This window comes from Streptomyces sp. ALI-76-A, from assembly GCF_030287445.1.
GTDB lineage: Bacteria > Actinomycetota > Actinomycetes > Streptomycetales > Streptomycetaceae > Streptomyces.
Window position 1 is genome coordinate 2475807 of the sequence record NZ_JASVWB010000002.1, and the last position, 23517, is coordinate 2499323.

Consider the following 23517-nt stretch of genomic DNA (forward strand, 5'->3'; position numbering starts at 1 on the left):
TCACGGAATCCTCCCTGCGCCCGCGCCGCGTGCCACCTCTCGGTCGGCCGTGGCGGCGCTGTCGATCTTCGTGTGCAGGGTGGGTACCCAGCCGACGTCGGCCGTGAGGTCGCGCTCGCTGCCCGAGTTGTAGGCGTTGTGGATCGTGAGCAGGTCGACCGGGTAGCCGTTGAAGACGTTGCCGCTCGTGTGCAGGGCGGTGCCGTTCCAGCTCTTGACCAGGTCGGCGGCCTCGATGTGGCCGGGGACGTGGAAGGCGTTGTTCTCGGCGCGGATCCCCGATTCGGTGGACACCCCGATGGAGTAGCGGTGGTCGTGGGCGTCCTCGGGGACGACGTACCGGTTGTTGTAGAGGTGCACCTGGCCGAAGCGGACGCGCGGGGCGCGCTGGACGACGGACTCGAACTCGTTGTGGTGCAGGGTGACCCGGAGCTTGCCGCGGTCGCCGGTGGCCGAGTCGCTGTTGCCGATCAGCATCGCCTTGTCGTGGTCGGCGAACCGGCTCCAGGAGACGGTGATCAGGTCCGAGCCGTTGGTGATGTCCAGCAGCCCGTCGTGGCGCAGGTAGTTGCGGCCGAAGTAGGTGGGTTCCTCCTCGTCCGGGTGGCCCTTGTCGGAGGCCGTGACGTGGTCGATCCAGACGTGGGTGGCACCGCGCAGCCACAGGGTGTCGTACGCCGTCTTCCAGTCGCCGAGGCCGCCGCTGTTGGGCTGCCAGACGGGGAAGCAGTCGTAGGCGTCGCGGAGTTCGAGGTTGCGGATGATCACGTTGTCCGCGTTGTTCACTTCGAGGCCGGCGCCCTTGAGGACCGCCTTGGAGCCGAGGCCGACGATGGTGGTGTTGGATCCGACGGGCAGGACGACCCGCTCGGCCTGCCTGGCGGCGGAGGCCTGGCGAGCTTCCTCCTGCGGGCCGCTGGGCTTGGCCGAACCCCAGGTGCGGGGGTCGTAGGCGGCCAGGTACTTCTTCAGGCTGTAGCCGCCGGTGGCGTAGTCGGCGCAGTCCAGGCGGTCGCCGTCGTCGTCGGTGTTGGCGTCGACGGTCCCGGCGATCTTGATGATCTTCGGGGTGTCGCTGCCGCCGTCGAGGGCCCGGACCAGGCCGGCGCGGTCGGTGACCGTGTACACGTGGGCGTCGTCGGCCGCCGCGCCTCCGGTGGTGCCGGAGCCGTACGCCGCCCAGCCGTCGTTCGCGGGCAGCGTGTCGCGGGCGATGTCCCGGGTCCCGGCGCCCGCGGGCGTGCCCAGGACGGCCAACAGGCCGACGGCCGCCGTGAGTTGCAGGGCTCTCCTGCTCATCATCCCTTCACCGCCCCCGCGCTGAAGCCCGTGATCAGCCACTTCTGGATGAAGGCGAACACCACCACGACGGGTACGGCCGCGATGATGCCGCCGGCCGCGAGTGCGCCGAGGTCGACGCTGTCCGCGCTCATCAGGGTGTTGAGGCCGACCGGGATGGTCTGCTTGCTCTGGTTGTTCAGGAACATCAGGGCGAACAGGAAGTGGTTCCAGGAGTGCACGAAGGCGAAGGAGCCGACGGCGATGAGGCCGGGCCGCAGCAGCGGCAGGACCACGATCCGGAAGGCGGTCATCCGATTGCAGCCGTCGACCCAGGCCGCCTCCTCCAGCGAGTACGGCACGTTCTTGATGAAGTTGCTGATCAGGATCATCGACAGGGGGAGCTGGAAGACGGTCTCCGCGATGATGACACTGGTCAGCGAGTTGATCATCTGGAGTTCGGCGAAGATCTCGAACAGCGGCACCAGGAGCAGCGCGCCCGGCACGAACTGGGAGCACAGCAGGGCCAGCATGAAGGCCTGCTTGATCTTGAAATCGAACCGGGCGAGGGCGTAGCCGCCGGCCAGCGCGACCAGGGTCGTCATCAGCAGCGTGGCGACGCCGACGAGCAGGCTGTTCTGGAAGTAGGTCGCGAAGCTGCGCTCCGTCCACACCTTCTCGAAGTGGTCGAAGGTCATCGGCCAGGGCACGAGCGAGGTCGAGCCCGCCGGGCGCAGCGCGAAGAGCAGGATCCAGTAGAACGGGATCAGGGTGAAGACGAGGTAGATCCCGAGGGGCAGCCAGATCTGCCAGCGGGGGACCTCGTCCCAGTTGCGGCCGGCCTTGAGCGGGCGCGGGGGGTCGGCGATCACCCGCGCGGGAGCGGGGGCCGCCGGGGTGGCCTCCTTGGTGATCACTTGTCCCCACCTCCGAACTTGCTCAGGCGCAGATAGACCATCGAGCAGAAGAGCAGAATCACGAACGCCACCGTGGTCAGGGCGGACGCGTAGCCGAAGTTGTGCGCGTCGACGCTGGTGTTGGCGATGTAGAGCGGGAGCGTCGTCGTCTCGCCGGCCGGTCCGCCGCCGGTGAGGGTGTAGAGCAGGTCGACGTTGTTGAACTCCCACACCGCGCGCAGCAGCGTGGACAGGATGATCGCGTCTTTCAGGTGCGGCAGGGTGATGTGCCAGAACTGCTTGATCCGGCTCGCCCCGTCGACCTCGGCGGCCTCGTACAGGTCCTTGGAGACCGACTGGAGGTCGGCGAGGATGAGGATCGCGAAGAAGGGGACACCGCGCCACAGGTCGGCGACGATCGCCGCCGGGAACACGGTCGAGGTGTCCGACAGCCAGCTGGTGCCGTAGCTGCCGATGCCCATGTCCGCGAGGTAGCGGGTGATGCCGGTCTGGGAGTTGTAGAGCAGCACCCAGATCGCGGAGGTCAGCACACCGGAGACGGCCCACGGGGAGAAGACCAGCGCGCGGCCCAGGCCCCGGCCGACGAAGGTCTGGTTGACGATGAGCGCCAGCGCCAGACCGAACAGCAGCTGGAGCCCGACCTCGACGAACACCCACTTGGCGCTGAAGGTCAGCGTGTCCCAGAACACCGGGTCGTCGGTGAAGGCGTGGACGAAGTTGTCGAAGCCCGCGTAGCCGTTCCGCCACGGTTTGGTCGGGTTGTAGTTCTGCAGGCTGTAGTAGAAGACGCTGATCACCGGGTAGGCGATGAACCCCAGCATGAGCAGGGCCGCCGGGGCGATCAGCAGATACGGCAGCTTGCGCGGTGTGGCGGAGGCACGGCGCCGCCGGGGTGGCGCGGGCGGTTTCGCCACGGCTGCGGCTTGGGCCATGACAGTTCTCCGTTCTCGTACGTCGGGCGTGCGTCGTGCATGCGTCGTGCGGGAAGCGCTTTCTCCCCGGACAGGGGTGTGCGAGGTCGTGGGTGGCGGCGGTTCAGCCCGCGTACGGGTCCTGCACCTTGCCCGGACGGGCCAGGAACTCGAAGTCGCAGCCGGTGTCGGCCTGGGTGATCTGGTCGTTGTAGAGCGCGCCGTAGCCGCGCTCGTAGCGGACGGGCGGCGGTGTCCACTCGGCCCGCCGGCGCTCCAGCTCGTCGTCGTCCACGGCGAGATGGAGGCTGCGTGCCTCCACGTCCAGGGTGATCCTGTCCCCGGTGCGGACGAGGGCCAGCGGGCCGCCGACATACGACTCGGGGGCCACGTGCAGGACGCAGGCGCCGTAACTGGTGCCGCTCATCCGGGCGTCGGAGATCCGGACCATGTCCCGCACGCCCTGCCTGAGCAGGTGGTCGGGGATCGGCAGCATGCCGTACTCGGGCATCCCGGGGCCGCCCTTGGGCCCGGCGTTGCGCAGCACCAGCACGCTGTCCGCGGTGATGTCCAGCGACGGGTCGTTGATGGTCCGCTGCATCGTCCGGTAGTCGTCGAAGACGACCGCCGGTCCGGTGTGCTTGAGCAGGTGCGGCTCGGCGGAGATGTGCTTGATGACCGCGCCGTCCGGGCAGAGGTTGCCGCGCAGGACGGCGACCCCGCCCTCGCCCGCCACCGGGTTGTCCCGGGTCCGGATGACCTCGTCGTTGTGCACCTGCGCGCCGGCGAGCTGCTCGCGCATCGTGTCGTGGGTGACGGTGGGCCGCTCCAGGTGGAGCAGGTCCGGGATCCGGGAGAGGAACCCGGGAAGACCGCCGGCGAAGTGGAAGTCCTCCATCAGGTACGTCTGTCCGCCGGGGCGTACGTTGGCGAGCACCGGGACCGTGCGGGCGATGCGGTCGAAGTCGTCGAGGGTGAGCGTGACGCCCGCGCGGCCCGCCATCGCGATCAGGTGGATCACGGCGTTGGTGGAGCCGCCGAGTCCGAGGACCGTGGTGACGGCGTCCGTGAAGGCGTCCTCGGTGAGGACGTGGCTCAGTTTCCGGTCCCGGTGGACCAGTTCGACGATCGCCAGGCCGGCCTTGGCGGCCATCCGGTCGTGCCCGGAGTCGACGGCCGGGATGCTGGAGGCACCCGGGACCGTGACGCCGAGGGCCTCCGCGGCGGCCGTCAGCGTGGACGCCGTCCCCATCGTCATGCAGTGACCGGGCGAGCGGGCCAGGCCGCTCTCCAGTTCGGTCATCTCGCAGTCGCCGATGAGGCCGGCCCGCTTGTCGTCCCAGTACTTCCACATGTCGGTGCCCGAGCCGAGGACCTCGTTGCGCCAGTGCCCCGGCAGCATCGGCCCGGCCGGCACGAACACGGCGGGCAGGTCGACACTCGCCGCCCCCATGAGCAGGGCGGGCGTGGACTTGTCGCAGCCGCCCATGAGCACGGCTCCGTCGACGGGGTAGGACCGCAGCAGTTCCTCGGTCTCCATCGCCAGCATGTTGCGGTAGAGCATCGGGGTCGGCTTCTGGAAGGTCTCACTGAGCGTGGAGACCGGGAACTCCAGCGGGAAGCCCCCCGCCTGCCACACCCCGCGCTTCACGGCCTGCGCGCGGTCGCGCAGGTGGACGTGGCAGGGGTTGATGTCGGACCAGGTGTTGAGGATCGCGATGACCGGCTTGCCGAGGTGCTCCTCGGGGAGGTAGCCGAGCTGGCGGGTGCGGGCGCGGTGGCTGAAGGAGCGCAGGCCCTCGGTTCCGTACCACTGATGGCTTCTGAGGTCTTCGGGGCGCTTCCTGGTCGGCTCGTTCATATGGACCACCGGGAGGCGATGGCGGCGACCTCGACGCGCTCGTCCTCGGGCAGCGGGCGGCTCGGCGGACGGACGTCGCGGCGGCACAGGCCGAGGGAGGCGAGGGCCTCCTTGACGACCGTGACGTTGTTGGCGGAGCCGTTGGCCGCCCGCAGCTCCTCGAAGCGGCGGATCTGCTCCCAGACCTTCATGGCGGCCGGGAAGTCACCGGCCCGCAGTGCCTCGATCATGTTCAGCGAGACGGACGGGGCGACGTTCACCAGCCCCGAGGTGAAGCCGGTGGCGCCGGCGGAGAAGTACGAGGGGGCGTACGGCTCGGCGAGACCGGCCACCCACACGAAGCGGTCCAGGCCGGCGTCGCGGGCGAACGCCGCGAACCTGGCCGCGTCCGGGACGGCGTACTTCACGCCGATCACGTTGGGGCAGGCGTCGGCGAGTTCGGCGAGGCGGACACCGTGCAGCTGCGCGTTGCGGATGTACGGGACCACCCCCAGCTCGGGCACCGACTCCGCGATGGCGCGGTGGTAGTCCACCCAGCCGCTCTGCGCGACGTAGGGGTGGACGGGCTGGTGGACCATGACCATCCGGGCCCCGCGCTCACGGGCGTGGCGGGCGGAGGCGATGGCCGTGGGGATGTCATGGCCGACCCCGACGAGGATGACGGCCCGCTCCCCCGCCTCGTCGATGGTCAGCTCCGTGACCAGTTGCCGTTCCTCGGGCGTGAGGGCGTAGAACTCGCCGGTGTTGCCGTTCGGGGTGAGGGTCCTGACGCCACCGTCGAGCAGACGACGCAGCAGGGCCCGGTGGGTGTCCTGGTCGATGGTGCCGTCCTCGGCGAACGGGGTCACCGGGATCGCCACCACGTCGGCCAGGGCCGCCCGCTGGGTCTCGAACGTCGTTGTCATGCCGGACCGTCCTCTCCCTGGGCCTCGGACTCCGCTTGCGGAAAGGCCCGTTCGACGAAGGACGCGATGTGTGCGTGCAGCGCGAGCCCCGCGCCGTCGGCGTCACCGGCGAGGGCGAGCCGCAGGATCTCCCGGTGCTCACCGGCCTCCCGGTCCCAGGAGGGCGAGGCCGCCCAGGCGACGGCGGAGACCAGGGCCGCCTGGTCGCGGACCTCGTCGAGCATCCGGCCGAGCAGCGGGTTGCCGCACGGCAGGTACAGGGCGCGGTGGAACTCCCGGTTGGCGAGGGACCGTTCGGCGGTGTCGGTCGCCGCGTCGGCCCGGGTCAGCGCGTCCCGCGCGGCGTCCAGGGAGGCCCCGCGCCGCACCGCCCGCTTGAGCGCCTCGGGCTCCAGCAGCAGCCGCACGTCGTAGACCTCGCGCGCCATGTCCGCGTCCACCATGCGCACCGTGACGCCCTTGTACTGGTTCATCACGACGAGCCCGGTCCCGGCCAGGGTCTTGAGTGCCTCACGCACCGGGGTCTTGGACACCCCGAACTGGGCGGCGAGTTCGGTCTCGACGAGGGCCTGACCCGGCGTCAGCTGCCCGGTGAGGATGCGGTGTTTGATCCCTTCCAGCACGTACTGCGTGCGGGAGGGGATCGGCGTGGGCACAGAGGTCATGCGCGCCTCTCGGATCTCGCGTCGGATCTCACATATCGCGTCTCATATATGACGTACGAAGTACGACCCGGTTGAAGGTAGGAGGGGTCCTGTGTTTCGTCAATGCTTCTGACAAAGGAAGCCGAGGTTGCGGCGAAAGAGCGTCAGACGGCCGTGGTCGCGCCCACGCGGGCGGTGGCGGTCGGCCCGCCGAAGGCCAGGGCGGCACGCGCGGTCGCCGCCTCCGGGGTGAGCGTGGGCCCCACGTGCGTGACGAGCAGCGCCCCGGCACCCGCCGCGCGAGCCGCGCTCCCGGCGTCCTCGGGGGTCAGATGCACCTGTTCGCCTTCGCGATGGGCGTCGATGTCGGCCTCGCAGAGGAACAGGTCGGCGTCGTGGGCCAGCTCGGTGAGCGCGGCACAGGGTCCGCTGTCCCCGGAGTAGGCGAGCACCCGCCCGCCGGCCACCACGCGCAGCCCGTAGGCCTCGACGTCGTGCGTGACGGCGCGGGCGGTGAGGGTGAGGCCGCCGTGCCGGGCGACATGACCGTCGGACAGGGCCCGGACGTCGAGAACCTCCTTCAGGAACCCCGTGTCCGGCCGCCCGAGGAACCCGGCGACACGGTCCGCGCAGCCGGCCGGGGCGTAGACGGGGAGAGGCGCCTCGGGTGTCAGCCCGCCGTACGCGAGCCCGTACACGGCGGACAGCAGATCGGCGCTGTGGTCGGCGTGCAGATGCGAGATCCAGACGGCGTCCAGCCGGGCCGGATCGGTGTGCCGCTGCAACTCCGCGAAGGTCCCGGGCCCGGCGTCCACCCACACCTCGGCACCGCCTCCCCGCACCAGGTAACCGGAGCAGGGCCGGTCCGGGCCCGGGTGCGGGGAGGCGGTGCCGAGGACGGTCAGGGTGAGGGACATGCCGGGAGCGTACGGTCACCCCGGGCCCAAGCGCCCGCCGATCAGCGCCCCGGCGTCCGGCTCGGGATCCGCCCGCCGATCAGCGCCCCGGCGCCCAGCCGAGGTCCCGCCCTCGATCAGCGCCCCGGTAACCCGGCACCCCGGCACCCCGGCCAGGATCACGCCCGCCGATCAACGCCCCGGCGCCCAGCCGGGATCACGCCCGCTGAGTCCCACCGCCCGGTCCAGCAGCGAGGCGGTGTCCGGCACCGGGACGATCGGGCCGAAGATCTCGCCGCGGCCGGGGTCGTCGACCGCGGCGAGGAGGAACTCGTACGTCGACCGCAGCGCGCCGGGGTCGGGTTCGTACCGTTGGCCGGTGGCGCGGGCCAGGTCCCAGCCGTGGATGACCAGCTCGTCGGTCGCGACGGCGGCGGCGACCTCGCCGGGCAGGTCCACTCCGCCCGCGCGGGTCATGCCGGTCCAGGCGGCCGGGTCGCGCCAGGCGTCGGCGAGCTCGTCGAGGATCTTGGGAAGCTCCTCGCGCCAGCCGGGGCCGATGTCGGGCACAGCGGCGTCCGGGCTGGTGTCGGTCGTGACGCCCAGGTCCTTGCGCGCGGCGTCGCGGAAGGCGAGAGCCAGACCCGACAGATGGCCCAGCAGGTTGCGCACCGCGAGGTCCGGGCACGGCGTCGGGCCCGAGAGCTGTCCGTCGGTGACGCCGTCCACGAGGTGGGCCACGATCCGGGTCTGGGGACCGAGATCGAGAGGGGTGTCGGTCATCGCTGCTCCTCCTATGGGTGGGAGAAGGTGGACCGGCGAGGAGCCCGGAACTCATCGGTCGCGCCGAAACGGGCGGCCCCGGCCCGCCGCGCGGGTCCGCCGACGTCGACGCCGGCCTTCACGGCCGGCCCTGCGCCCTGCCCCGGCCCGCTGTCTCCCCTCCGCCGTCTCCCCTCCTGGCGCGTCTGCCCGATCCGTACGCCCCGGTCCGCAGTCCGGCGTGACGCGATCACAGTAGTCCGGCATGACACAGCCACGGTTGCGTCGACGGTCGGCTCCAGGATCCTCACCCGCGGGGCCCCGGCTCCGACCCGCACGTCCGTGGCCCCGCGGTGACCGGGTCGTTCACGCACCTCCGCCGCGAGCGAGCCCACCCGGCTTCCGACACCGGCCCCTCGCACCGCCCTCACAACCCGGCGAGCGCCTCCCGGACCAGCGCCAGATCCCCGTCCGACGCCAGCCCGGCGTGGTACAGCCGCAGTTCCGTGGCGCCCAGGTCCCGGGCCCGGGCCGCGTCCGCCGTGAGGGTGTCCGGGCTGCCGCCCATGCCGGAGACCACTCCGAAGTTGGCCGCGATCACGCCGGCGTCCCGCCGGTGCGCGGCGAAGGGCCCCAGCAGACCGGGGCCGCCCGCGCACGGGACGACCACCCCGTCCGCCACGGACAGGATGTGCGCGGGATCCACGCCCGCGTTCGCGCCGACGTGGTACGGGACGGGGTCGGCGTGCAGCAGGACCTGGAAGCCCTCGGGCGCGGCGGCGCGGACCGCGGCGACCGCCGTCTCCTGGAGCGTGCGGGCGGTGTCGTCGCGCCACGCGCGGGTGGCGGCCGCGGTCGTCTCGCCGAGCAGCTTCTCGACCCCCGTCCAGCCTCCGTCGTCGGGCGCGCCCCGCCACAGCGGCTCCAGCGCCTGGCGGACGGCGGCGGCCAGTTCGTCGGCGTCCAGGCCCTGCCGGCCGTACCCCTCCCGGCAGGCCGGGCAGAAGCAGAGTGCCATCAGGTACTGGCCGGCCTCCCCGAGGGCGACTCCGCCGGTCTTGTCGTGGGCGTGCAGGTGCTGGAGGCCGTACCAGCCGAGGGACTCCAGTTCGGTGCCGCGCGCGCCGGGCCGTACGGCGGCCTCGGCGGCCAGCTCGACGAGGTAGGCGCGGGTGTCGGGCTGCGCGATGCACGGGGCCCACGGGTAGCGGTCGCCGTAGGCGTTGACGACGGAGGTGTCCGGGTGTTCGGCGCCCAGGCGGGAGCTGTGCGCGAGGACGACCCAGGTGTGCACCTCCAGACCGGTGTCCGCGAGCGCGGCGGCGGCCTCGCCGAAGGCGTCGCCGGGGGCCCAGTCCCCGGCGGCGTACGGGCGAAGGCGGCGCCCCCGCCACCGGTCGTCCGTGGGGTACAGCACGGCCGCGTGCTCGGCGGTGACGACGCGGTGGCGCGGGTGGCGGGGGGTGAGCGCTCGGGTGGAGTGGTAGGCGGAGGCCAGCGTGGCCTGCCGTACGCCGAGCGCGGCGATGCGGCCCGGTGCCTCGGGGTCGCCGTTGACGTCCCAGGGGTAGACGAACGCCGACGCCTTCACTTGCCCTCCGCCTTCACGTACTCGACCTGCGCCTGCGCCTTCACGTGCCCGCTCTCCGCCTTCACGTGCCCGCCCGCCGTCCGCACGCGCTCGTCCGTCGCCGGCGCGTGCCCGCTCCCCGCCCGCACCTGCTCGTCCTCCGTGTTCACCTTCACCTGCCCTCGCCCAGCAGCGCGTATCCCCGCTCGACGATCTCGGCGAGCTGCTTGACATGGTCCTCGCCCGGCTCGTGCAGCGGGGGCCGCACCTCCCCCACGTCGAGGCCGCGCAGCCGTACGCCGGCCTTGACGAGGGCGACGGCGTAGCCGCGGCCCCGCGCGCGCAGTTCGACGAAGGGCCGGTAGAAGCCGTCGAGGAGGCGGTGGGCGGTGGCGTCGTCCCCGGTCCTGTGGGCCTCGTAGAAGGCGAGAGCGATCTCGGGCGCGAAGCAGAACACGGCAGAGGAGTAGAGCGTGACGCCGATGCCGCGGTAGGCGAGCTGGGTCTGCTCGGCGGTCGGCAGCCCGTTGAAGTAGAGGAAGTCGCCGGGGGCCTCGGTGCGGACGGCGCTGATGATCCGCTGCATCAGGTCGAGGTCGCCGAGCCCGTCCTTGAAGCCGATGATCCCGTCGGCGCGGGCCAGTTCGACGACCGACTCGGGGGTGAAGACGGCGTTGTCGCGCTGGTAGACGATCACCGGCAGGGAGGTCGCCGCGGCGACCTCGCGGTAGTGCCGCAGCAGCCCTTCCTGGCCGGCGACCACGAGGTACGGCGGCATGGCGAGCAACCCGTCGGCCCCGGCCGCCTCGGCGAGCCGCGCGTACCGCACGGCGAGCGCGGTGCCGTAGCCGGCGCCCGCGACGACCGGCACCCGGCCCGCCGTCTCCGTGACGGCCGCCCGGACGCACTCCTCGAACTCCTCCGGCGCGAGGGCGTGGAACTCCCCGGTGCCGCAGCACGCGAAGACGGCGGCGGCCCCGGCCTCCACCCCGCGGCGCACATGCGCGCGGTAGGCGTCGAGGTCGACCGAGCCGTCGGGGCCGTAGGCGGTGACGGGGAAGAACAGCGGCCCGCCGGGGACGCCGAGTCGAGCGGCGAGGGGGGCTGACGTCACGGGCTCTCCCTAGAACAGGCGCTCACGTCTCTGATTCGCATCTATATTCATGAACGACTCCACCCTAGGGAGCCGTTTCCGTACCGGTCAAGGCGGCAAACGCGCGTCATGGAAGCGAATTTCCCGGGGTCACGCCACACTTGACGGAGGACGCGCGGGATCCTTAGCGTGTCCACGCATGTGAATGCGATCCATGCATGCGGCCGTCGACTCAAGGAGACCCGAGGATGCCCGCTCCCCGCACCGTTCTGCTCACCGGCGCCGCAGGCGGACTCGGCACCCTGATGCGGAACCTGCTCCCGGCCTTCGGGTACGACCTGCGCCTGCTCGACATGCGTCCCATCGAGGGCGATCCGGACGCCGTCACCGCGGACCTCGCCGACCAGGACGCCGTACGGGAGGCCGTGCGGGGTGTCGACGCGATCATCCACCTCGCGGGCATCTCCCTGGAAGCCCCTTTCGAGAAGATCCTCAAGGCGAACATCGAGGGCACGTACCACGTGTACGAGGCCGCCCGCCAGGAGGGCGTGCGGCGGGTCGTCTTCGCCTCCTCCAACCACGCCGTCGGCTTCACCCCACGCCCCCAGGGCGACGACCCGCTCATCCCGATCGACACCCCGCGCCGCCCGGACACCTTCTACGGCCTGTCCAAGTGCTTCGGCGAGGACCTCGCGCAGTTCTACTGGGACAAGCACGGTATCGAGACCGTCTCCGTGCGCATCGGCTCCTGCTTCCCCGAGCCGACCAGCGTGCGCATGCTCTCGGTGTGGATGAGCCCGCCCGACGGCGCCCGCCTCTTCCATGCGGCCCTGACCGCCGAGAACGTGGGACACACCGTCGTCTACGGCTCCTCCGCCAACACCCGCCTGTGGTGGGACCTGAGCAGCGCGCGGGCCCTCGGCTACGAGCCGCAGGACGACTCCGAGGAGTACGCCGGGAAACTGATCGCCGAGCAGGGCGAGCTGGACCCGGAGAACGTGGCGCACGCCTTCCTGGGCGGCCACTTCGTCAGCGAGCCGCCGGTCTGGCCGTACTGAGTCCGGGCCGGCGACGGCCTCACCACGCCGGGAACGGCGGAAAACAGACGGTCGCGGCGGCGGGCGGGCACAGAACGGGCCCGCCCGCCGCCGCGTTCGGGCATCCGCGCTGCCCGGTCTCCCACCCGGCGTGCCTGCCGCGCAGGTCCTGGACAGGCCCGCCATGCGGCAAGCGGGCACAACCGGGCAGTATCGGGCTCACAACAGACCTGGTCAGTGCCGCGCGACCGCTGTAGAACTTCCCCCATGGGCCGCACCGGGCCCGAACGGGCAGACAGACACGGAAGCGGGTGACAGCCATGGGCGCCAGGACGGCGGAAGAACGCCAGCGCGAGATCGTACGGGTCGCCCGCGCCACCGGCTCGGTCGACGTCACCGCGCTCGCCGCCGAACTGGGCGTGGCCAAGGAGACCGTACGACGGGATCTGCGTGCCCTGGAGGACCACGGACTGGTGCGCCGCACCCACGGCGGCGCCTATCCGGTGGAGAGCGCCGGCTTCGAGACGACGCTCGCGTTCCGCGCCACCAGCCACGTCCCCGAGAAGCGCCGGATCGCGGCCGCGGCCGCCGAGCTGCTCGGGGACGCCGAGACGGTCTTCGTCGACGAGGGCTTCACCCCGCAGCTCATCGCCGAGGCGCTGCCCAGGGACCGTCCGCTGACCGTGGTCACCGCGTCCCTGCCGGTCGCGGGCGCGCTCGCCGAGACCGAGAACATCTCCGTCCTGCTGCTCGGCGGCCGGGTCCGCTCCGGCACCCTCGCCACGGTCGACCACTGGACGACGAAGATGCTGGCCGGTTTCGTCGTCGACCTCGCCTACATCGGCGCCAACGGCATCTCCCGCGAGCACGGACTGACCACCCCCGACCCGGCGGTCAGCGAGGTCAAGGCACAGGCGGTGCGTGCCGCGCGCCGCACGGTGTTCGTGGGCGTGCACACCAAGTTCGGAGCGGCCAGCTTCTGCCGGTTCGCCGAGATCGGCGCCCTGGAGGCGATCGTGACGAGCACCCTGCTCCCCACCGCGGAGGCCCACCGGTACTCGCTGCTGGGCCCCCAGGTCATCCGCGCCTGACCGTCCCGCACTCCACCGGACAACCCCTACCCCCTCAGGGCGCCTTTGCCCGTTGAAACCCTTTATCTCCCCATATATGCAGGAGCGATCCATGCGAACCCAGAGCCGACGACGGCCACCGCGAGCCACGCTCGCCCTGGCCGCCGCAGGGACGCTGCTCGCCCCGCTGCTCTCCGGCTGCTGGGTCGGAGCGGGCGGGGCCGGATCGGGCGGCGACTCGATCAACGTCCTGATGGTCAACAACCCCCAGATGACCGAGTTGCAGAAGCTCGCCCCCCGTTTCACCGAAGAGACCGGCATCGAGGTCAACTTCACCGTCCTGCCCGAGAACGACGTCCGCGACAAGATCAGCCAGGACTTCGCCAACCAGGCCGGCCAGTATGACGTGGCCACCCTGTCCAACTACGAGATCCCGATCTACGCCCGCAACGGCTGGCTGCGAGAGATGGACTCCTACGTCGCCGAGGACCCGGCGTACGACGAGGAGGACGTGCTCGCGCCGATGCGCCAGTCCCTGACCGGCGACGACGGCAAGCTCTACGGCCAGCCCTTCTACGGCGAGTCGTCCTTCCTCATGTACCGCAAGGACGTCTTCGAGCGGGAGGGCCTGACCATGCCCGCGCGCCCCACCTGGACCCAGGTCGCCGACCTGGCGGCGGAGGTGGACGGGGCCGAGCCGGGCATGAACGGCATCTGCCTGCGCGGACTGCCGGGCTGGGGCGAGGTGATGGCGCCCCTGACGACCGTCGTGAACACCTTCGGCGGCACGTGGTTCGACAAGGACTGGAAGGCGCGGCTGGACTCCCCCGAGTTCGAGCGGGCCACGAAGTTCTACGTCGGCCTGGTGCGCGAGCACGGCGAGTCCGGCGCCGCCCAGTCCGGCTTCGCCGAGTGCCTCAACAACATGACCCAGGGCAAGGTCGCCATGTGGTACGACGCCACCTCCGCCGCCGGTTCCCTGGAGTCCGCGGGCTCCCCCGTCAAGGGCAGGATCGGGTACGCCCCCGCTCCCGTCGAGGAGACGGAGGCCTCCGGCTGGCTCTACACCTGGGCCTGGGGCATCCAGGACGCGTCCCGCAACCCCGACAAGGCATGGAAGTTCGTCTCCTGGGCGTCCAGCAAGGAGTACGAGCAACTGGTCGGCGACGAGATCGGCTGGTCCAACGTCCCGGCCGGCAAGCGCGCCTCGACGTACACGAACCCCGCCTACGTCAAGGAGGCCGCCGCCTTCCAGGAGATGACCAAGAAGGCCATCGAGGGCGCCCGGCCGGGCGACCCCGGCGTGCAGCCGCGCCCCGCGCCCGGCATCCAGTTCGTCGGCATCCCCGAGTTCACCGACCTCGGCACCAAGGTCTCCCAGGAGATCAGCGCGGCCATCGCCGGACGCCAGTCCGTCGAGTCGGCCCTGAAGAAGGCCCAGCAGCTCGCCGAGCGGATCTCCGAGGAGTACGAGGGACGATGACCGCGACGACCACCACGGCCCCGCCGGCCGTCACTCCCGTACACACCCCACGGCAGCCCTCCGCGCGGCTGCGCGCCTGGGCCACCCGCGCGCCCCTGCTGCCCGCCCTGATCTTCATGATCCTGGTCACCCAGCTCCCGTTCGTGGCCACGCTGGTGATCTCCTTCTTCGACTGGAACTCCCTCTATCCCGACGCCCGCAGCTTCACCGGCGTCGACAACTACCGCCAGGTGCTGACCGACGCCGACCTGCGCCGGTCCGTGTGGACGACGGTCCTGCTCACGGTCGCGGTGGTCCTGGCCAGCCTGGTGCTCGGCCTGCTCCTGGCACTGCTCCTGGACCGGAGGTTCAAGGGCCGGGGCGTGGTCCGCACGCTCCTCATCGCCCCCTTCCTGGTGGTCCCGGTGGCCGCGGCCCTGCTCTGGAAGCATGTGCTCTACAACCCTGAATACGGCCTGCTCAACGGGTTGTTGCACTATGTGGGCGGACCACAGCCGGACTGGATCTCCCGCACCCCGCTACTCGCGGTCGAGGCGTCCCTGGTCTGGCAGTGGACCCCGTTCATGATGCTGATCCTGCTCGCCGGACTACAGAGCCGGGACCAGCAGCAGATGGAGGCGGCGCGCGTGGACGGCGCGAGCGACTGGCAGATCTTCCGCTACCTGACGCTCCCGCACCTGCGCCGCTACCTGGAACTCGGCGCCCTGCTCGGCTCGATCTACATCGTGCAGAACTTCGACGCGGTCTTCACCATCACCTCCGGCGGCCTCGGCACCGCCAACCTCCCGTACACCGTCTACCAGAGCTTCTACCAGGCCCACGAGAACGGCCTCGCCTCGGCGGCGGGCGTCCTGGTGGTCATCGGCTCGATCGTCATCGCGACCTTCGCCCTGCGCGTGGTGTCGTCCCTGTTCCGTGAGGAGGTGGCCCGCTGATGAGCAGCGTCGCCGTACGAGTCGGCAGTGGCCGTCGCAAGGGCGCGGGCCTCGGCCTGGTCGCCTGGCTGCTGGGCATCCTGTTCTTCCTCCCCATCGCCTGGATGGCCCTGACCTCCTTCCACTCCGAGGAGGACGCGGCCACCAACCCGCCGTCCTTCGGAGCGGCCCTGACCCTGGACGGCTACCGCGAGTTCTTCGGCACGGGCGGCGGCGCGAGCCCCTGGCCGCCGCTGATCAACTCCGCGGTGGCCTCGGTGGCCTCGACCCTGCTCGTACTGCTGCTGGCCCTCCCGGCGGCGTACGCGCTGTCGATCCGTCCGGTGAGGAAGTGGACGGACGTCCTGTTCTTCTTCCTGTCCACGAAGATGCTGCCGGCGGTGGCGGGCCTGCTGCCGATCTACCTGTTCGCCAAGAACACCGGGATGCTGGACAACATCTGGCTCCTGGTCATCCTCTACACCTCCATGAACCTGCCGATCGCGGTGTGGATGATGCAGTCCTTCCTCGCCGAGGTCCCGGTGGCGATCATCGAGGCGGCCCGGGTGGACGGGGCCCGGCTGCCGACGATCCTCGCCCGCGTGGTGGCCCCGATCGCGCTGCCCGGCATCGCCGCGACCGCCCTGATCTGCTTCATCTTCAGCTGGAACGAGCTGTTGTTCGCCCGGGTCCTGACGGGCGTGGTCGCCGAGACCGCCCCCGTCTTCCTGACCGGGTTCATCACCAGCCAGGGCCTGTTCCTGGCGAAGGTGTGCGCCGCGTCGCTCGTCATCTCCCTGCCGGTGCTCGCCGCGGGGTTCGCCGCCCAGGACAAACTCGTCCAGGGCCTGTCGTTGGGAGCCGTGAAATGAAGGCCGCCGTCATCGAGTCCGTGGGCCGCGCCGTGGTCACCGAGGTCCCGGACCCGACGCCGGGCCCCCGCGAGGTCGTCGTCGAGGTCGCCGCGTGCGGTCTGTGCGGCACCGACCTGCACATCCTCCAGGGCGAGTTCGCGCCGAAGCTGCCGATCGTGCCCGGGCACGAGTTCGCCGGCGAGGTGGTCGGCGTGGGCACCCAGGTCACCGAGGTGTCGGTGGGCGACCGGGTCGCGGTGGACCCCTCGCTGTACTGCCACGAGTGCCGCTACTGCCGTACCGGCCACAACAACCTCTGCGAACGCTGGGCCGCGATCGGCGTGACGACGGCGGGCGGCGCGGCCCGGTACGCGCTGGCACCGGTGGCCAACTGCGTGAAGCTGCCGGAACACGTGCGCACCCAGGACGCGGCGCTGGTGGAGCCGCTGTCCTGCGCGGTCCGGGGCTACGACGTCCTCCGGTCCCGCCTCGGCGCCCACGTCCTGGTCTACGGCTCCGGGACGATGGGCCTGATGATGCTGGAGCTCGCCAAGCGGACCGGCGCGGCGAGCGTGGACGTGGTCGACGTCAACCCGGCGCGGCTGGAGACCGCACGGCGGCTGGGCGTCTCCGGGGCGGCGGCGAACCCGGACGAGCTGGACCGGCCCCAGGGCTGGGACCTGGTGATCGACGCGACGGGGAACGCGGCGGCGATCCAGGACGGCCTGGACCGGGTGGCCAAGGCGGGCACGTTCCTTCAGTTCGGCGTCGCCGACTACGCGACCCGCGTGACGATCGACCCGTACCGCGTCTACAACCAGGAGATCACCATCACCGGCTCGATGGCGGTCCTGCACAGCTTCGAGCGGGCGGCGGAACTGTTCGCCAACGGTGTGCTCGACCCCGACGTCTTCATCAGCGACCGCGTCCCCCTGGACCGCTACCCGCAGGCCCTGGAACAGTTCGCGGCGGGCGTGGGCCGCAAGATCGTGGTGGTGCCGTAGCGGGTTCCCGTGCCCGCAAAGGGGCTCGTCTCAGCCCGTCCGGCGTGTGAGGACGAGGCCCCTTCAGGGCCGAAGCGGGGGTCTGGGGGCGGCAGCCCCCAGGAACGGGACGGGCAGGGGCGGCGGGGGCGAAAATCGCTTGGTCCCGCGCGCCCCTCCGCCCCTACCATCGCCCCATGCCCCGCCCCCACGGCTTCACCTACGAGCAGCACTCCGACGCCAGCGTGAGCATCACGCACGGCACCCACCACGCCACCACCCTCCGCGGCTCCCGAGCCACCCGCTTCCTCGCCGAGGTGGAATCCGGCGACCCCCAGCTGGTCATGGCCCGCTGGACCGGAAACTACAAGCGCGGCAACGAACGCACCGCCCGCGCCCACCCCCGCAACAGCCGCTGAGCACGAACGACCCGAATGGCCCCCAGGTAAGGGAACGGCAAAACGCCCTCGCTCGTTCAACCGGGCATGACAGCTATGACCCCCGGCTCGAACATCCCCCTCTCCGCCGCCCGCGTGACGGTGGACGTCGCCGCCCCGACGCGGCTCGACGTATCGGGCCTGCTGCTCACCGCCGACGGCAAGGTGCGCTCCGACGACGACTTCATCTTCTACAACCAGCCCGCCGGCCCCGGCGTGACCTACCGCTCCGGCGGCGGCACCGCCCCCGACGCGATCACCGTCGACACCAGCGCCGTCCCGCCGGGCATCGAGAAGATCGTCGTCACGGCGAGCCCGGACGCCGCGGGCCAGACCTTCCAGGGCGTGGAACCCACGGCCACCATCCGCAACGCGGACGACAACAGCGTCCTGGCCACGTTCACGCCCCCGCAGCTCGGCACCGAGACGGCCCTGGTGATCGTGGAGATCTATCTCCGCAACGGCGCCTGGAAGGCCCGCGCGGTCGGCCAGGGGTACTCCAACGGCCTCGCGGGCATCGCCACCGACTTCGGTGTCTCGGTCGAGGAACCGGCCCCCGCCGCCGCCCCCGCCCAGCCGGTGGCTCCCCCGCAGGCCGTGCAGCCTCCGCCGGCCCCCGCCATGGACCCGCGGGTCAGCGCGCCCCCGGCGCCCGCCGCTCCCCCGGCACCGCCCGCGGCCGCCGCACCCGGCGCCGGGAAGATCAACCTCGACAAGGGCCGGGTCAGCCTCCAGAAGAACCAGACCGTCTCCCTGGTCAAGGGCGGCGCCCCCCTGCTGTCCCAGGTCAAGATGGGCCTCGGCTGGGAGCCTGCGTACCGAGGCAAGGACATCGACCTGGACGCCTCGGTCATCGCCTACGGCCCCCAGCGCAACCACATCGACAGCTGCTACTTCGGCAAGCTGTCCATCGTGAACGGCGCGATCAAGCACTCCGGCGACAACCTGACCGGTGAGGGCGGCGGTGACGACGAGGTGATCACCGTCGACCTCGGCCGGCTCCCGCAGGAGGTCACCGGCCTGGTCTTCACGGTGAACTCCTTCACCGGCCAGAAGTTCACCGAGGTCGCCAAGGCCTACTGCCGTCTGCTGGACGCCGCGACCGGCGAGGAACTCGTCCGCTTCGACCTCACCAACGCCGAGGCGCAGACGGGCGTGATGATGGCCAAGCTGGTCCGCCAGTTCACCGGCGAGTGGGACATGACGGCGATGGGCAACTTCGTCAAGGCCCGCACGGTCCGCAACATGGTGAAGCCGGCGGCCCAGGCACTGTAACGACCGGCTCGACCACCGGGGCGCCCCCGTACCGGGGGGCGCCCGGGGTCCAGCCCCGCGCGCGTGCGTCAGCTCCGCGCCCGTCGTTCGACTCACCGCGCCTGTCGACTCGGCGCCCGTCGTCCAGCTCCCCGCGCCCGTCCCTCAGCTCGCGCCCACGGTTCGGCCTGCGCGCCTGGCCGTCACCTCCGCGCGCCCCGTCGTCCAGCCGCCCCGCGCCCGTCCCTCAGCTCGCGTCCGTGGTTCCCGGCCGCAGCCCCTCCGTCAGCAGGGACAGATACCGGCGGATCGCCTTGCCCTCCGCGTCCGCCAGCTCCGACGCCGTCGCCACCCCGTGTGCCAGCCGCAGGACGTCGATCGGCTCGACGTCCGCCCGCAGGGTCCCCTCCCGCTGGGCCGCCTCCACCAGGCGCGTCACCGCCGCCTTCATCGTGCCGGCGCACACCGTGGCCGCGGCCGAACCGCCGTCCGTGACGACCGTGCCCAGCAGCGCCTTCAGCCCGCGGACCTGGATCAGTCCCGCGCTGAGTTCGTTGAGCCACTCCACCAGCGCCTCGCCCGGCGGCAGGTCCGCCGCGATCGCGTCCGCGCGCGCCGCGATGGCCTCGACACGGTCGAGGTACGCCGCCTCCAGCAGCGCCTGACGTGTGGGGAAGTGCCGGTACAGCGTGCCGGACCCGACCCCCGCCCGCTTGGCGATGTCGTCGAGGGACGCGCCTTCCCCGTGCTCGGCGAAGGCCTGCGCCGCCACCTTCAGAAGCCGCTCGTAGTTGCGCCGAGCGTCCGCGCGCATGGGCCTGGCCTGCGTCATCCGGTCACTCCTGGCGGACGGGGACTCCCGCCGAATCCTACCGCACCAAACGGAGACAGTCCCCGTTCATCTCGGCGCCCGGTCCGCCCCGTCCGCCCTGCCCGTCCGCCGGACACCCGCCGCTAGAACAGCGCGCTGTACGCGTTGAGCGCGGGCTGACCGCCCAGGTGGGCGTAGAGGACGGTGGAGTCCGGGCCGATCTCCCCGCTCCTGACCAGGTCGATCATCCCGGCCATCGACTTACCCTCGTACACGGGATCGGTGACCATGCCCTCGGTGCGCGCCGCGAGCCGCATCGCCTCCAGGGTCGCCTCGTCGGGGATTCCGTAGGTCCCCGCGTGGTAGCGCTCGTCCAGCTCGACGTCCGCCTGCGTCAACTCCTTCCGGACGCCGATGAGCCGGCCGGTGCGGTGGGCGATCCGCGCGACCTGCTCACGGGTGCGGGCGGGTGCCGCCGACGCGTCGACGCCGATCACCCGGCGCGTCCGCCCGCCCGCCTCCTCCAGCGCCCGGAACCCGGCGACCATGCCGGCCTGCGTCGACCCGGTCACCGAGCAGACCACGACCGTGTCGAAGAAGACACCCGACTCCTGTTCCTGCTCGGCCACTTCGTAGGCCCAGCCGGCGAATCCGAGACCGCCGAGCGGATGGTCGGAGGCCCCGGCGGGGATGGCGTACGGCTTCCCGCCGCCCTCCTCGACCTCCCTGAGCGCCTGTTCCCAGCTCTCCTTGAAGCCGATCCCGAAGCCGGCCCGCACCAGCCGGACGTCGGCCCCGGCGAGCCGGCTGATCAGGATGTTGCCGACCCTGTCGTACACCGGGTCCGGCCACTCCACCCAGCTCTCCTGCACCAGCACGCACGCGAGTCCGGCGCGGGCGGCGCAGGCGGCGACCTGACGGGTGTGGTTGGACTGCACCCCGCCGATCGAGACGAGCGTGTCGCAGCCCTGGGCGAGCGCGTCGGCGATCAGGTATTCCAGCTTGCGTGTCTTGTTCCCGCCGTAGGCGACACCGGAGTTGCAGTCCTCCCGCTTGGCCCAGAGGGAGGCGCCGCCGAGGTGTGCGGTCAGCCGCTGGAGCGGGTGCACCGGCGAGGGACCGAAGAGCAACGGATAACGCTCGTACGAGGAAAGGGACATGGGTCCTCCGGTGTCAGTCGCGGTCGGCGAGTTCGGCGAGCCCTCGCCAGATCTCGGCGGTGACACGGACCGCGGCGTCCACGTCTCCGGTCGCGCAGGCCTCGATCAGCCGCTCGTGCAGGCCGGCCGAGCGGCAGGCGCCGCCCTCACCGAACCGCCGTCGCTCCAGCCGGCGGATGAGGGGGGTGTAGCGGGCGACGGTGGCGGCCGCGGCGCGGTTGCCGCTGACGCGGACGAGCACGTCGTGCAGTACGTCGTCGGCGTGCAGGGCGGTGTCCACGTCCCCCGTCTCGACGGCCGCCGCGAACCGCTCGTTCGCCGCGCGCATCGCCTCGACGTCGGCGGCGAACAGCCGGGGCACCGCGACCCGGGTGACCAGCTCGTGCATGGCCCCGACCACGGCCGCCGCGTCCCGGACGTCGGCCGCGACGACCGGGGTCACCCGGGTGTAGCTCTGCGGCTTGCTCTCCAGCAGCCCCTCGTCGACCAGCCGTGCGAACGCCTCGCGCACCGGCGCCCGGGACAGCCCGAGCCGCTCGGCCAGCTCGGCGTCCTTCACGACCGCGCCGGGCTCGATCTCCCCGGCGACGATGGCGTCCCGGATCGCCACGTAGGCGCGGTCCCGGAGCAGGGTGCGGGGAACGGGTCGGATGGCCTCCATGCACTGAAATGTTAGATATCAGAGCAGGGCCACGCAAGAGGGGCCCGCACCGATGTGCGGGCCCCTCGTGGAGCGGGCGGGTCAGGCGGCCCAGGGCCAGTCGGCGTCCCGCGCCGCTTCGAGCAACGGGACCATCCGGAAGGCCGCGTCCGACAGCCCCCCGAAGGTGTGCCGGTTCCCGTGTCCCGACGGGCCGTGGCCCGCCCGGTAGCCGGCCAGGTTCCAGGTGTAGACCGGCACGTCGGCCGGGACCTGCTCGGTCGGGTCGCCGTGCCTGCTGTGGGCGTACTGTTCGTCGGTGACGATCAGCACCCGGTCGTGGCGCGCGTAGTGGCGGCGCACCGCCCCGGTGGTGTCGGTGCCGCCCAGGTCGCCGAAGCGGCCGAGGACGCTCAGCACCGACTCGCCCGTGCGGAACGTCACGCGGTCGCTGGACGTCCCGAACTCGACGAGGTCCGCGTCCGCCGCCCGCAGCGCCAGCGCCGTACCGAAGACCGCCGCCGCGTCGGCACGGCTGAGCTCCGAGCGGTCGGACAGCCGCGAGTGGAACATCGAACCCGAACGGTCGACGAGGACCAGCGTCCGCCCCGGCAGGGCGGGCACGTTGGCCAGCGAGTGGCCGAGCGCCCGCTCCAGCGGGTACGACCAGCGCAGCGAGGGCGCGTGCCGGTACGCGGCGAGGTACCGGAAGGGGAACTGCCGCGACCGCGCGACCTGCTCCGGGTCACTGATCCTGGCCGCCACCTCGGCGGCCACCTCGTCGGACACACCGGCCTCGTCGAAGTTGCGCAGGTTGCGGACCAGGGCCATCGGACCCATCGACGGGATCACGGCCTCCCAGGCCGCCTTGTCCATCGGCCCCTGGAGCCAGCCCGCCAGCGCCTCCCAGGTCATCCCGGCCGCCCGCAGCCGCTCGGCACCGTCCGCCGACGTGACGACCGCGCGCCGCTGACCGGCCGGCAGTGCCATCAGCTCGCGGTGCGCGGTCAGGACCCGGCTGGACGCGGGCGGCACCGCGGTGTCCGGGTGGTGCCGGCGGTCGAGGGCGTACCGGAACAGCTCGCCCTGCCACGGCTTGTCCGGGTCCGGGGCCGCGTGCACCAGGTTGAGGATGTCGCCGAAGCGGTAGCCCTTGGAGGCGGTGTCGTACTTCAGCAGCGACCGGTCGCCGTAGAGCCGCCGTACGGCGTCGGCGAGGCCGCGCTTGACCGGCTTGGGGACGGCGCGGCCGTACCTCGTGGTCCAGTACGCGAGCAGCTCGCCGGGCTCGTCGGGCCGCCGCAGGACGGAGTCGACGACCTGCCGGTTCGACGGGCCGTCGGTGGCGCCCGCGTCGAGCCGCGCCTTCACGTACTCGACGGCGCCCACCACCGCGGCCGTGCGCAGGTTCCCCGCGCCGCGCAGCCAGCCGAGCAGACCGGCGGTCCACCGCGGGTCGGTGACGGCGAGCTCGCCCACGAGCCGCGTGAACCGGTCGTCACGGTCGGCGCCGGTCTCGTAGAAGGTCTGCTGGGTCACGAAGTGGGAGACCGCGAGCAGGAAGAGCTCGGAGCGCGGGTCGCGCTCACGGCCCCGACCGCCCTCGAACGTCCGCAGCACCCGCCCGGTCGAGGTGACGCGGGAGGCGGGCTGCGTCCGGGCGGCCCTGGTGTTGAAGCGTGCCATGGTGAATTCCCCCGAATTCAGAAAGGTTCGGAGGAGACGCGGCAGAAGGAGGGTGCCCGAGATCAGAAGTCGGCGACGGACTCAGCCGAATGCTCTGTCCGATTGAGCTACACCGACCTGAAGTCGGTGACGGGACTCGAACCCGCAACCATCCGATCCAATGAAGTAACCGTTGCCTGCGCACCGGGCACCCACCATGAGCCGCGCCTCCCGAGATCAAACCGGCGGCGGCCTGGATTCTGTGAAAGAGAAGTAGCCGCCGCCTTCGCACCGGGAGGTGCGCTGTTCGTGATCTCACTGTAGGAGGCGGGGCCCGGGACGGGCGAGGGAATTAATGTCACCGCCCCGGGA

The 23517-nt window shown here is 71.7% G+C and carries 23 protein-coding genes; 8 read left to right on the forward strand and 15 right to left on the reverse strand.

Translation table 11 applies throughout. From position 1 onward, the window contains the following. The 11 genes from QQS16_RS12095 to QQS16_RS12145 form a co-directional block, all read right to left on the reverse strand. On the reverse strand, nucleotides 1-1302 hold the full coding sequence (locus QQS16_RS12095; RefSeq protein WP_286061639.1) for a pectate lyase family protein: 1302 nt from the start codon (nucleotides 1300-1302) through the stop codon (nucleotides 1-3). Then, nucleotides 1299-2195, reverse strand: coding sequence for a carbohydrate ABC transporter permease (locus tag QQS16_RS12100; RefSeq protein WP_286061640.1), 897 nt, complete (start codon nucleotides 2193-2195; stop codon nucleotides 1299-1301). Before QQS16_RS12100 ends, QQS16_RS12095 begins: the two co-directional genes overlap by 4 nt. Further along, nucleotides 2192-3127, reverse strand: a complete 936-nt coding sequence (locus QQS16_RS12105; RefSeq protein ID WP_286061641.1) for a carbohydrate ABC transporter permease — start codon at nucleotides 3125-3127, stop codon at nucleotides 2192-2194. Before QQS16_RS12105 ends, QQS16_RS12100 begins: the two co-directional genes overlap by 4 nt. Before the next feature lie 103 nt (nucleotides 3128-3230). Next, nucleotides 3231-4967 carry an L-arabinonate dehydratase gene (gene araD, locus QQS16_RS12110; protein WP_286061642.1) on the reverse strand — a complete coding sequence of 579 codons (1737 nt, stop codon included), beginning with the start codon at nucleotides 4965-4967 and terminating at the stop codon, nucleotides 3231-3233. Further along, nucleotides 4964-5872, reverse strand: coding sequence for a dihydrodipicolinate synthase family protein (locus QQS16_RS12115; RefSeq protein ID WP_286061643.1), 909 nt, complete (start codon nucleotides 5870-5872; stop codon nucleotides 4964-4966). Before QQS16_RS12115 ends, araD begins: the two co-directional genes overlap by 4 nt. Continuing rightward, nucleotides 5869-6537 (reverse strand): GntR family transcriptional regulator, encoded by a 669-nt coding sequence (locus tag QQS16_RS12120; protein ID WP_286061644.1) that lies wholly within the window; start codon nucleotides 6535-6537, stop codon nucleotides 5869-5871. The genes QQS16_RS12115 and QQS16_RS12120 overlap by 4 nt, the downstream gene beginning before the upstream one ends. A gap of 143 nt (nucleotides 6538-6680) precedes the next feature. After that, nucleotides 6681-7433, reverse strand: a complete 753-nt coding sequence (locus tag QQS16_RS12125; RefSeq protein ID WP_286061645.1) for an MBL fold metallo-hydrolase — start codon at nucleotides 7431-7433, stop codon at nucleotides 6681-6683. Between the two features lie 171 nt (nucleotides 7434-7604). Continuing rightward, nucleotides 7605-8195: a TIGR03086 family metal-binding protein gene (locus tag QQS16_RS12130; RefSeq protein ID WP_286061646.1), complete on the reverse strand. Its 591-nt coding sequence runs from the start codon at nucleotides 8193-8195 to the stop codon at nucleotides 7605-7607. 406 nt (nucleotides 8196-8601) lie between these two features. After that, nucleotides 8602-9765: a hypothetical protein gene (locus tag QQS16_RS12135; RefSeq protein ID WP_286061647.1), complete on the reverse strand. Its 1164-nt coding sequence runs from the start codon at nucleotides 9763-9765 to the stop codon at nucleotides 8602-8604. Continuing rightward, on the reverse strand, nucleotides 9762-9920 hold the full coding sequence (locus QQS16_RS12140) for a hypothetical protein (RefSeq protein ID WP_286061648.1): 159 nt from the start codon (nucleotides 9918-9920) through the stop codon (nucleotides 9762-9764). Before QQS16_RS12140 ends, QQS16_RS12135 begins: the two co-directional genes overlap by 4 nt. After that, nucleotides 9917-10858, reverse strand: coding sequence for a 5-dehydro-4-deoxyglucarate dehydratase (locus QQS16_RS12145; protein ID WP_286061649.1), 942 nt, complete (start codon nucleotides 10856-10858; stop codon nucleotides 9917-9919). The genes QQS16_RS12140 and QQS16_RS12145 overlap by 4 nt, the downstream gene beginning before the upstream one ends. Before the next feature lie 227 nt (nucleotides 10859-11085). On the opposite strand from QQS16_RS12145, the gene QQS16_RS12150 reads away from it, so the two are divergent. From QQS16_RS12150 to QQS16_RS12185, 8 genes are all read left to right on the forward strand, one after another. Continuing rightward, entirely contained in the window at nucleotides 11086-11895 is an 810-nt protein-coding gene (locus tag QQS16_RS12150) for an NAD-dependent epimerase/dehydratase family protein (protein ID WP_286061650.1), read from the forward strand. A 299-nt stretch (nucleotides 11896-12194) separates the two neighbouring features. Further along, entirely contained in the window at nucleotides 12195-12965 is a 771-nt protein-coding gene (locus tag QQS16_RS12155) for a DeoR/GlpR family DNA-binding transcription regulator (protein WP_286061651.1), read from the forward strand. 91 nt (nucleotides 12966-13056) lie between these two features. Beyond that, a complete protein-coding gene (locus tag QQS16_RS12160; protein WP_286061652.1) occupies nucleotides 13057-14427 on the forward strand; it encodes an ABC transporter substrate-binding protein in 1371 nt (456 codons plus the stop codon). Continuing rightward, nucleotides 14424-15362 (forward strand): carbohydrate ABC transporter permease, encoded by a 939-nt coding sequence (locus tag QQS16_RS12165; protein WP_286061653.1) that lies wholly within the window; start codon nucleotides 14424-14426, stop codon nucleotides 15360-15362. Before QQS16_RS12160 ends, QQS16_RS12165 begins: the two co-directional genes overlap by 4 nt. Then, a complete protein-coding gene (locus tag QQS16_RS12170) occupies nucleotides 15362-16213 on the forward strand; it encodes a carbohydrate ABC transporter permease (protein ID WP_286061654.1) in 852 nt (283 codons plus the stop codon). The genes QQS16_RS12165 and QQS16_RS12170 overlap by 1 nt, the downstream gene beginning before the upstream one ends. Next, complete coding sequence (locus tag QQS16_RS12175; RefSeq protein ID WP_286061655.1) at nucleotides 16210-17199, forward strand: zinc-dependent alcohol dehydrogenase family protein; 990 nt, start codon at nucleotides 16210-16212, stop codon at nucleotides 17197-17199. The genes QQS16_RS12170 and QQS16_RS12175 overlap by 4 nt, the downstream gene beginning before the upstream one ends. A 176-nt stretch (nucleotides 17200-17375) precedes the next feature. Further along, nucleotides 17376-17597: a hypothetical protein gene (locus QQS16_RS12180; protein WP_286061656.1), complete on the forward strand. Its 222-nt coding sequence runs from the start codon at nucleotides 17376-17378 to the stop codon at nucleotides 17595-17597. A gap of 75 nt (nucleotides 17598-17672) precedes the next feature. Then, on the forward strand, nucleotides 17673-18890 hold the full coding sequence (locus QQS16_RS12185; RefSeq protein ID WP_286066293.1) for a TerD family protein: 1218 nt from the start codon (nucleotides 17673-17675) through the stop codon (nucleotides 18888-18890). A gap of 226 nt (nucleotides 18891-19116) precedes the next feature. On the opposite strand, the gene QQS16_RS12190 is transcribed toward QQS16_RS12185, so the two are convergent. The 4 genes from QQS16_RS12190 to QQS16_RS12205 all read right to left on the reverse strand — a co-directional run bounded on the left by QQS16_RS12190 (nucleotide 19117) and on the right by QQS16_RS12205 (nucleotide 23166). Continuing rightward, nucleotides 19117-19701 carry a TetR/AcrR family transcriptional regulator gene (locus QQS16_RS12190; protein ID WP_286061657.1) on the reverse strand — a complete coding sequence of 195 codons (585 nt, stop codon included), beginning with the start codon at nucleotides 19699-19701 and terminating at the stop codon, nucleotides 19117-19119. Nucleotides 19702-19823: 122 nt separating this feature from the next. Continuing rightward, nucleotides 19824-20840, reverse strand: a complete 1017-nt coding sequence (locus QQS16_RS12195) for a 1-aminocyclopropane-1-carboxylate deaminase (RefSeq protein ID WP_286061658.1) — start codon at nucleotides 20838-20840, stop codon at nucleotides 19824-19826. 13 nt (nucleotides 20841-20853) lie between these two features. Beyond that, nucleotides 20854-21501: a GntR family transcriptional regulator gene (locus QQS16_RS12200; RefSeq protein ID WP_286061659.1), complete on the reverse strand. Its 648-nt coding sequence runs from the start codon at nucleotides 21499-21501 to the stop codon at nucleotides 20854-20856. A gap of 81 nt (nucleotides 21502-21582) precedes the next feature. Then, on the reverse strand, nucleotides 21583-23166 hold the full coding sequence (locus tag QQS16_RS12205; protein WP_286061660.1) for a TROVE domain-containing protein: 1584 nt from the start codon (nucleotides 23164-23166) through the stop codon (nucleotides 21583-21585). Between the last annotated feature and the right edge of the window lie 351 nt (nucleotides 23167-23517).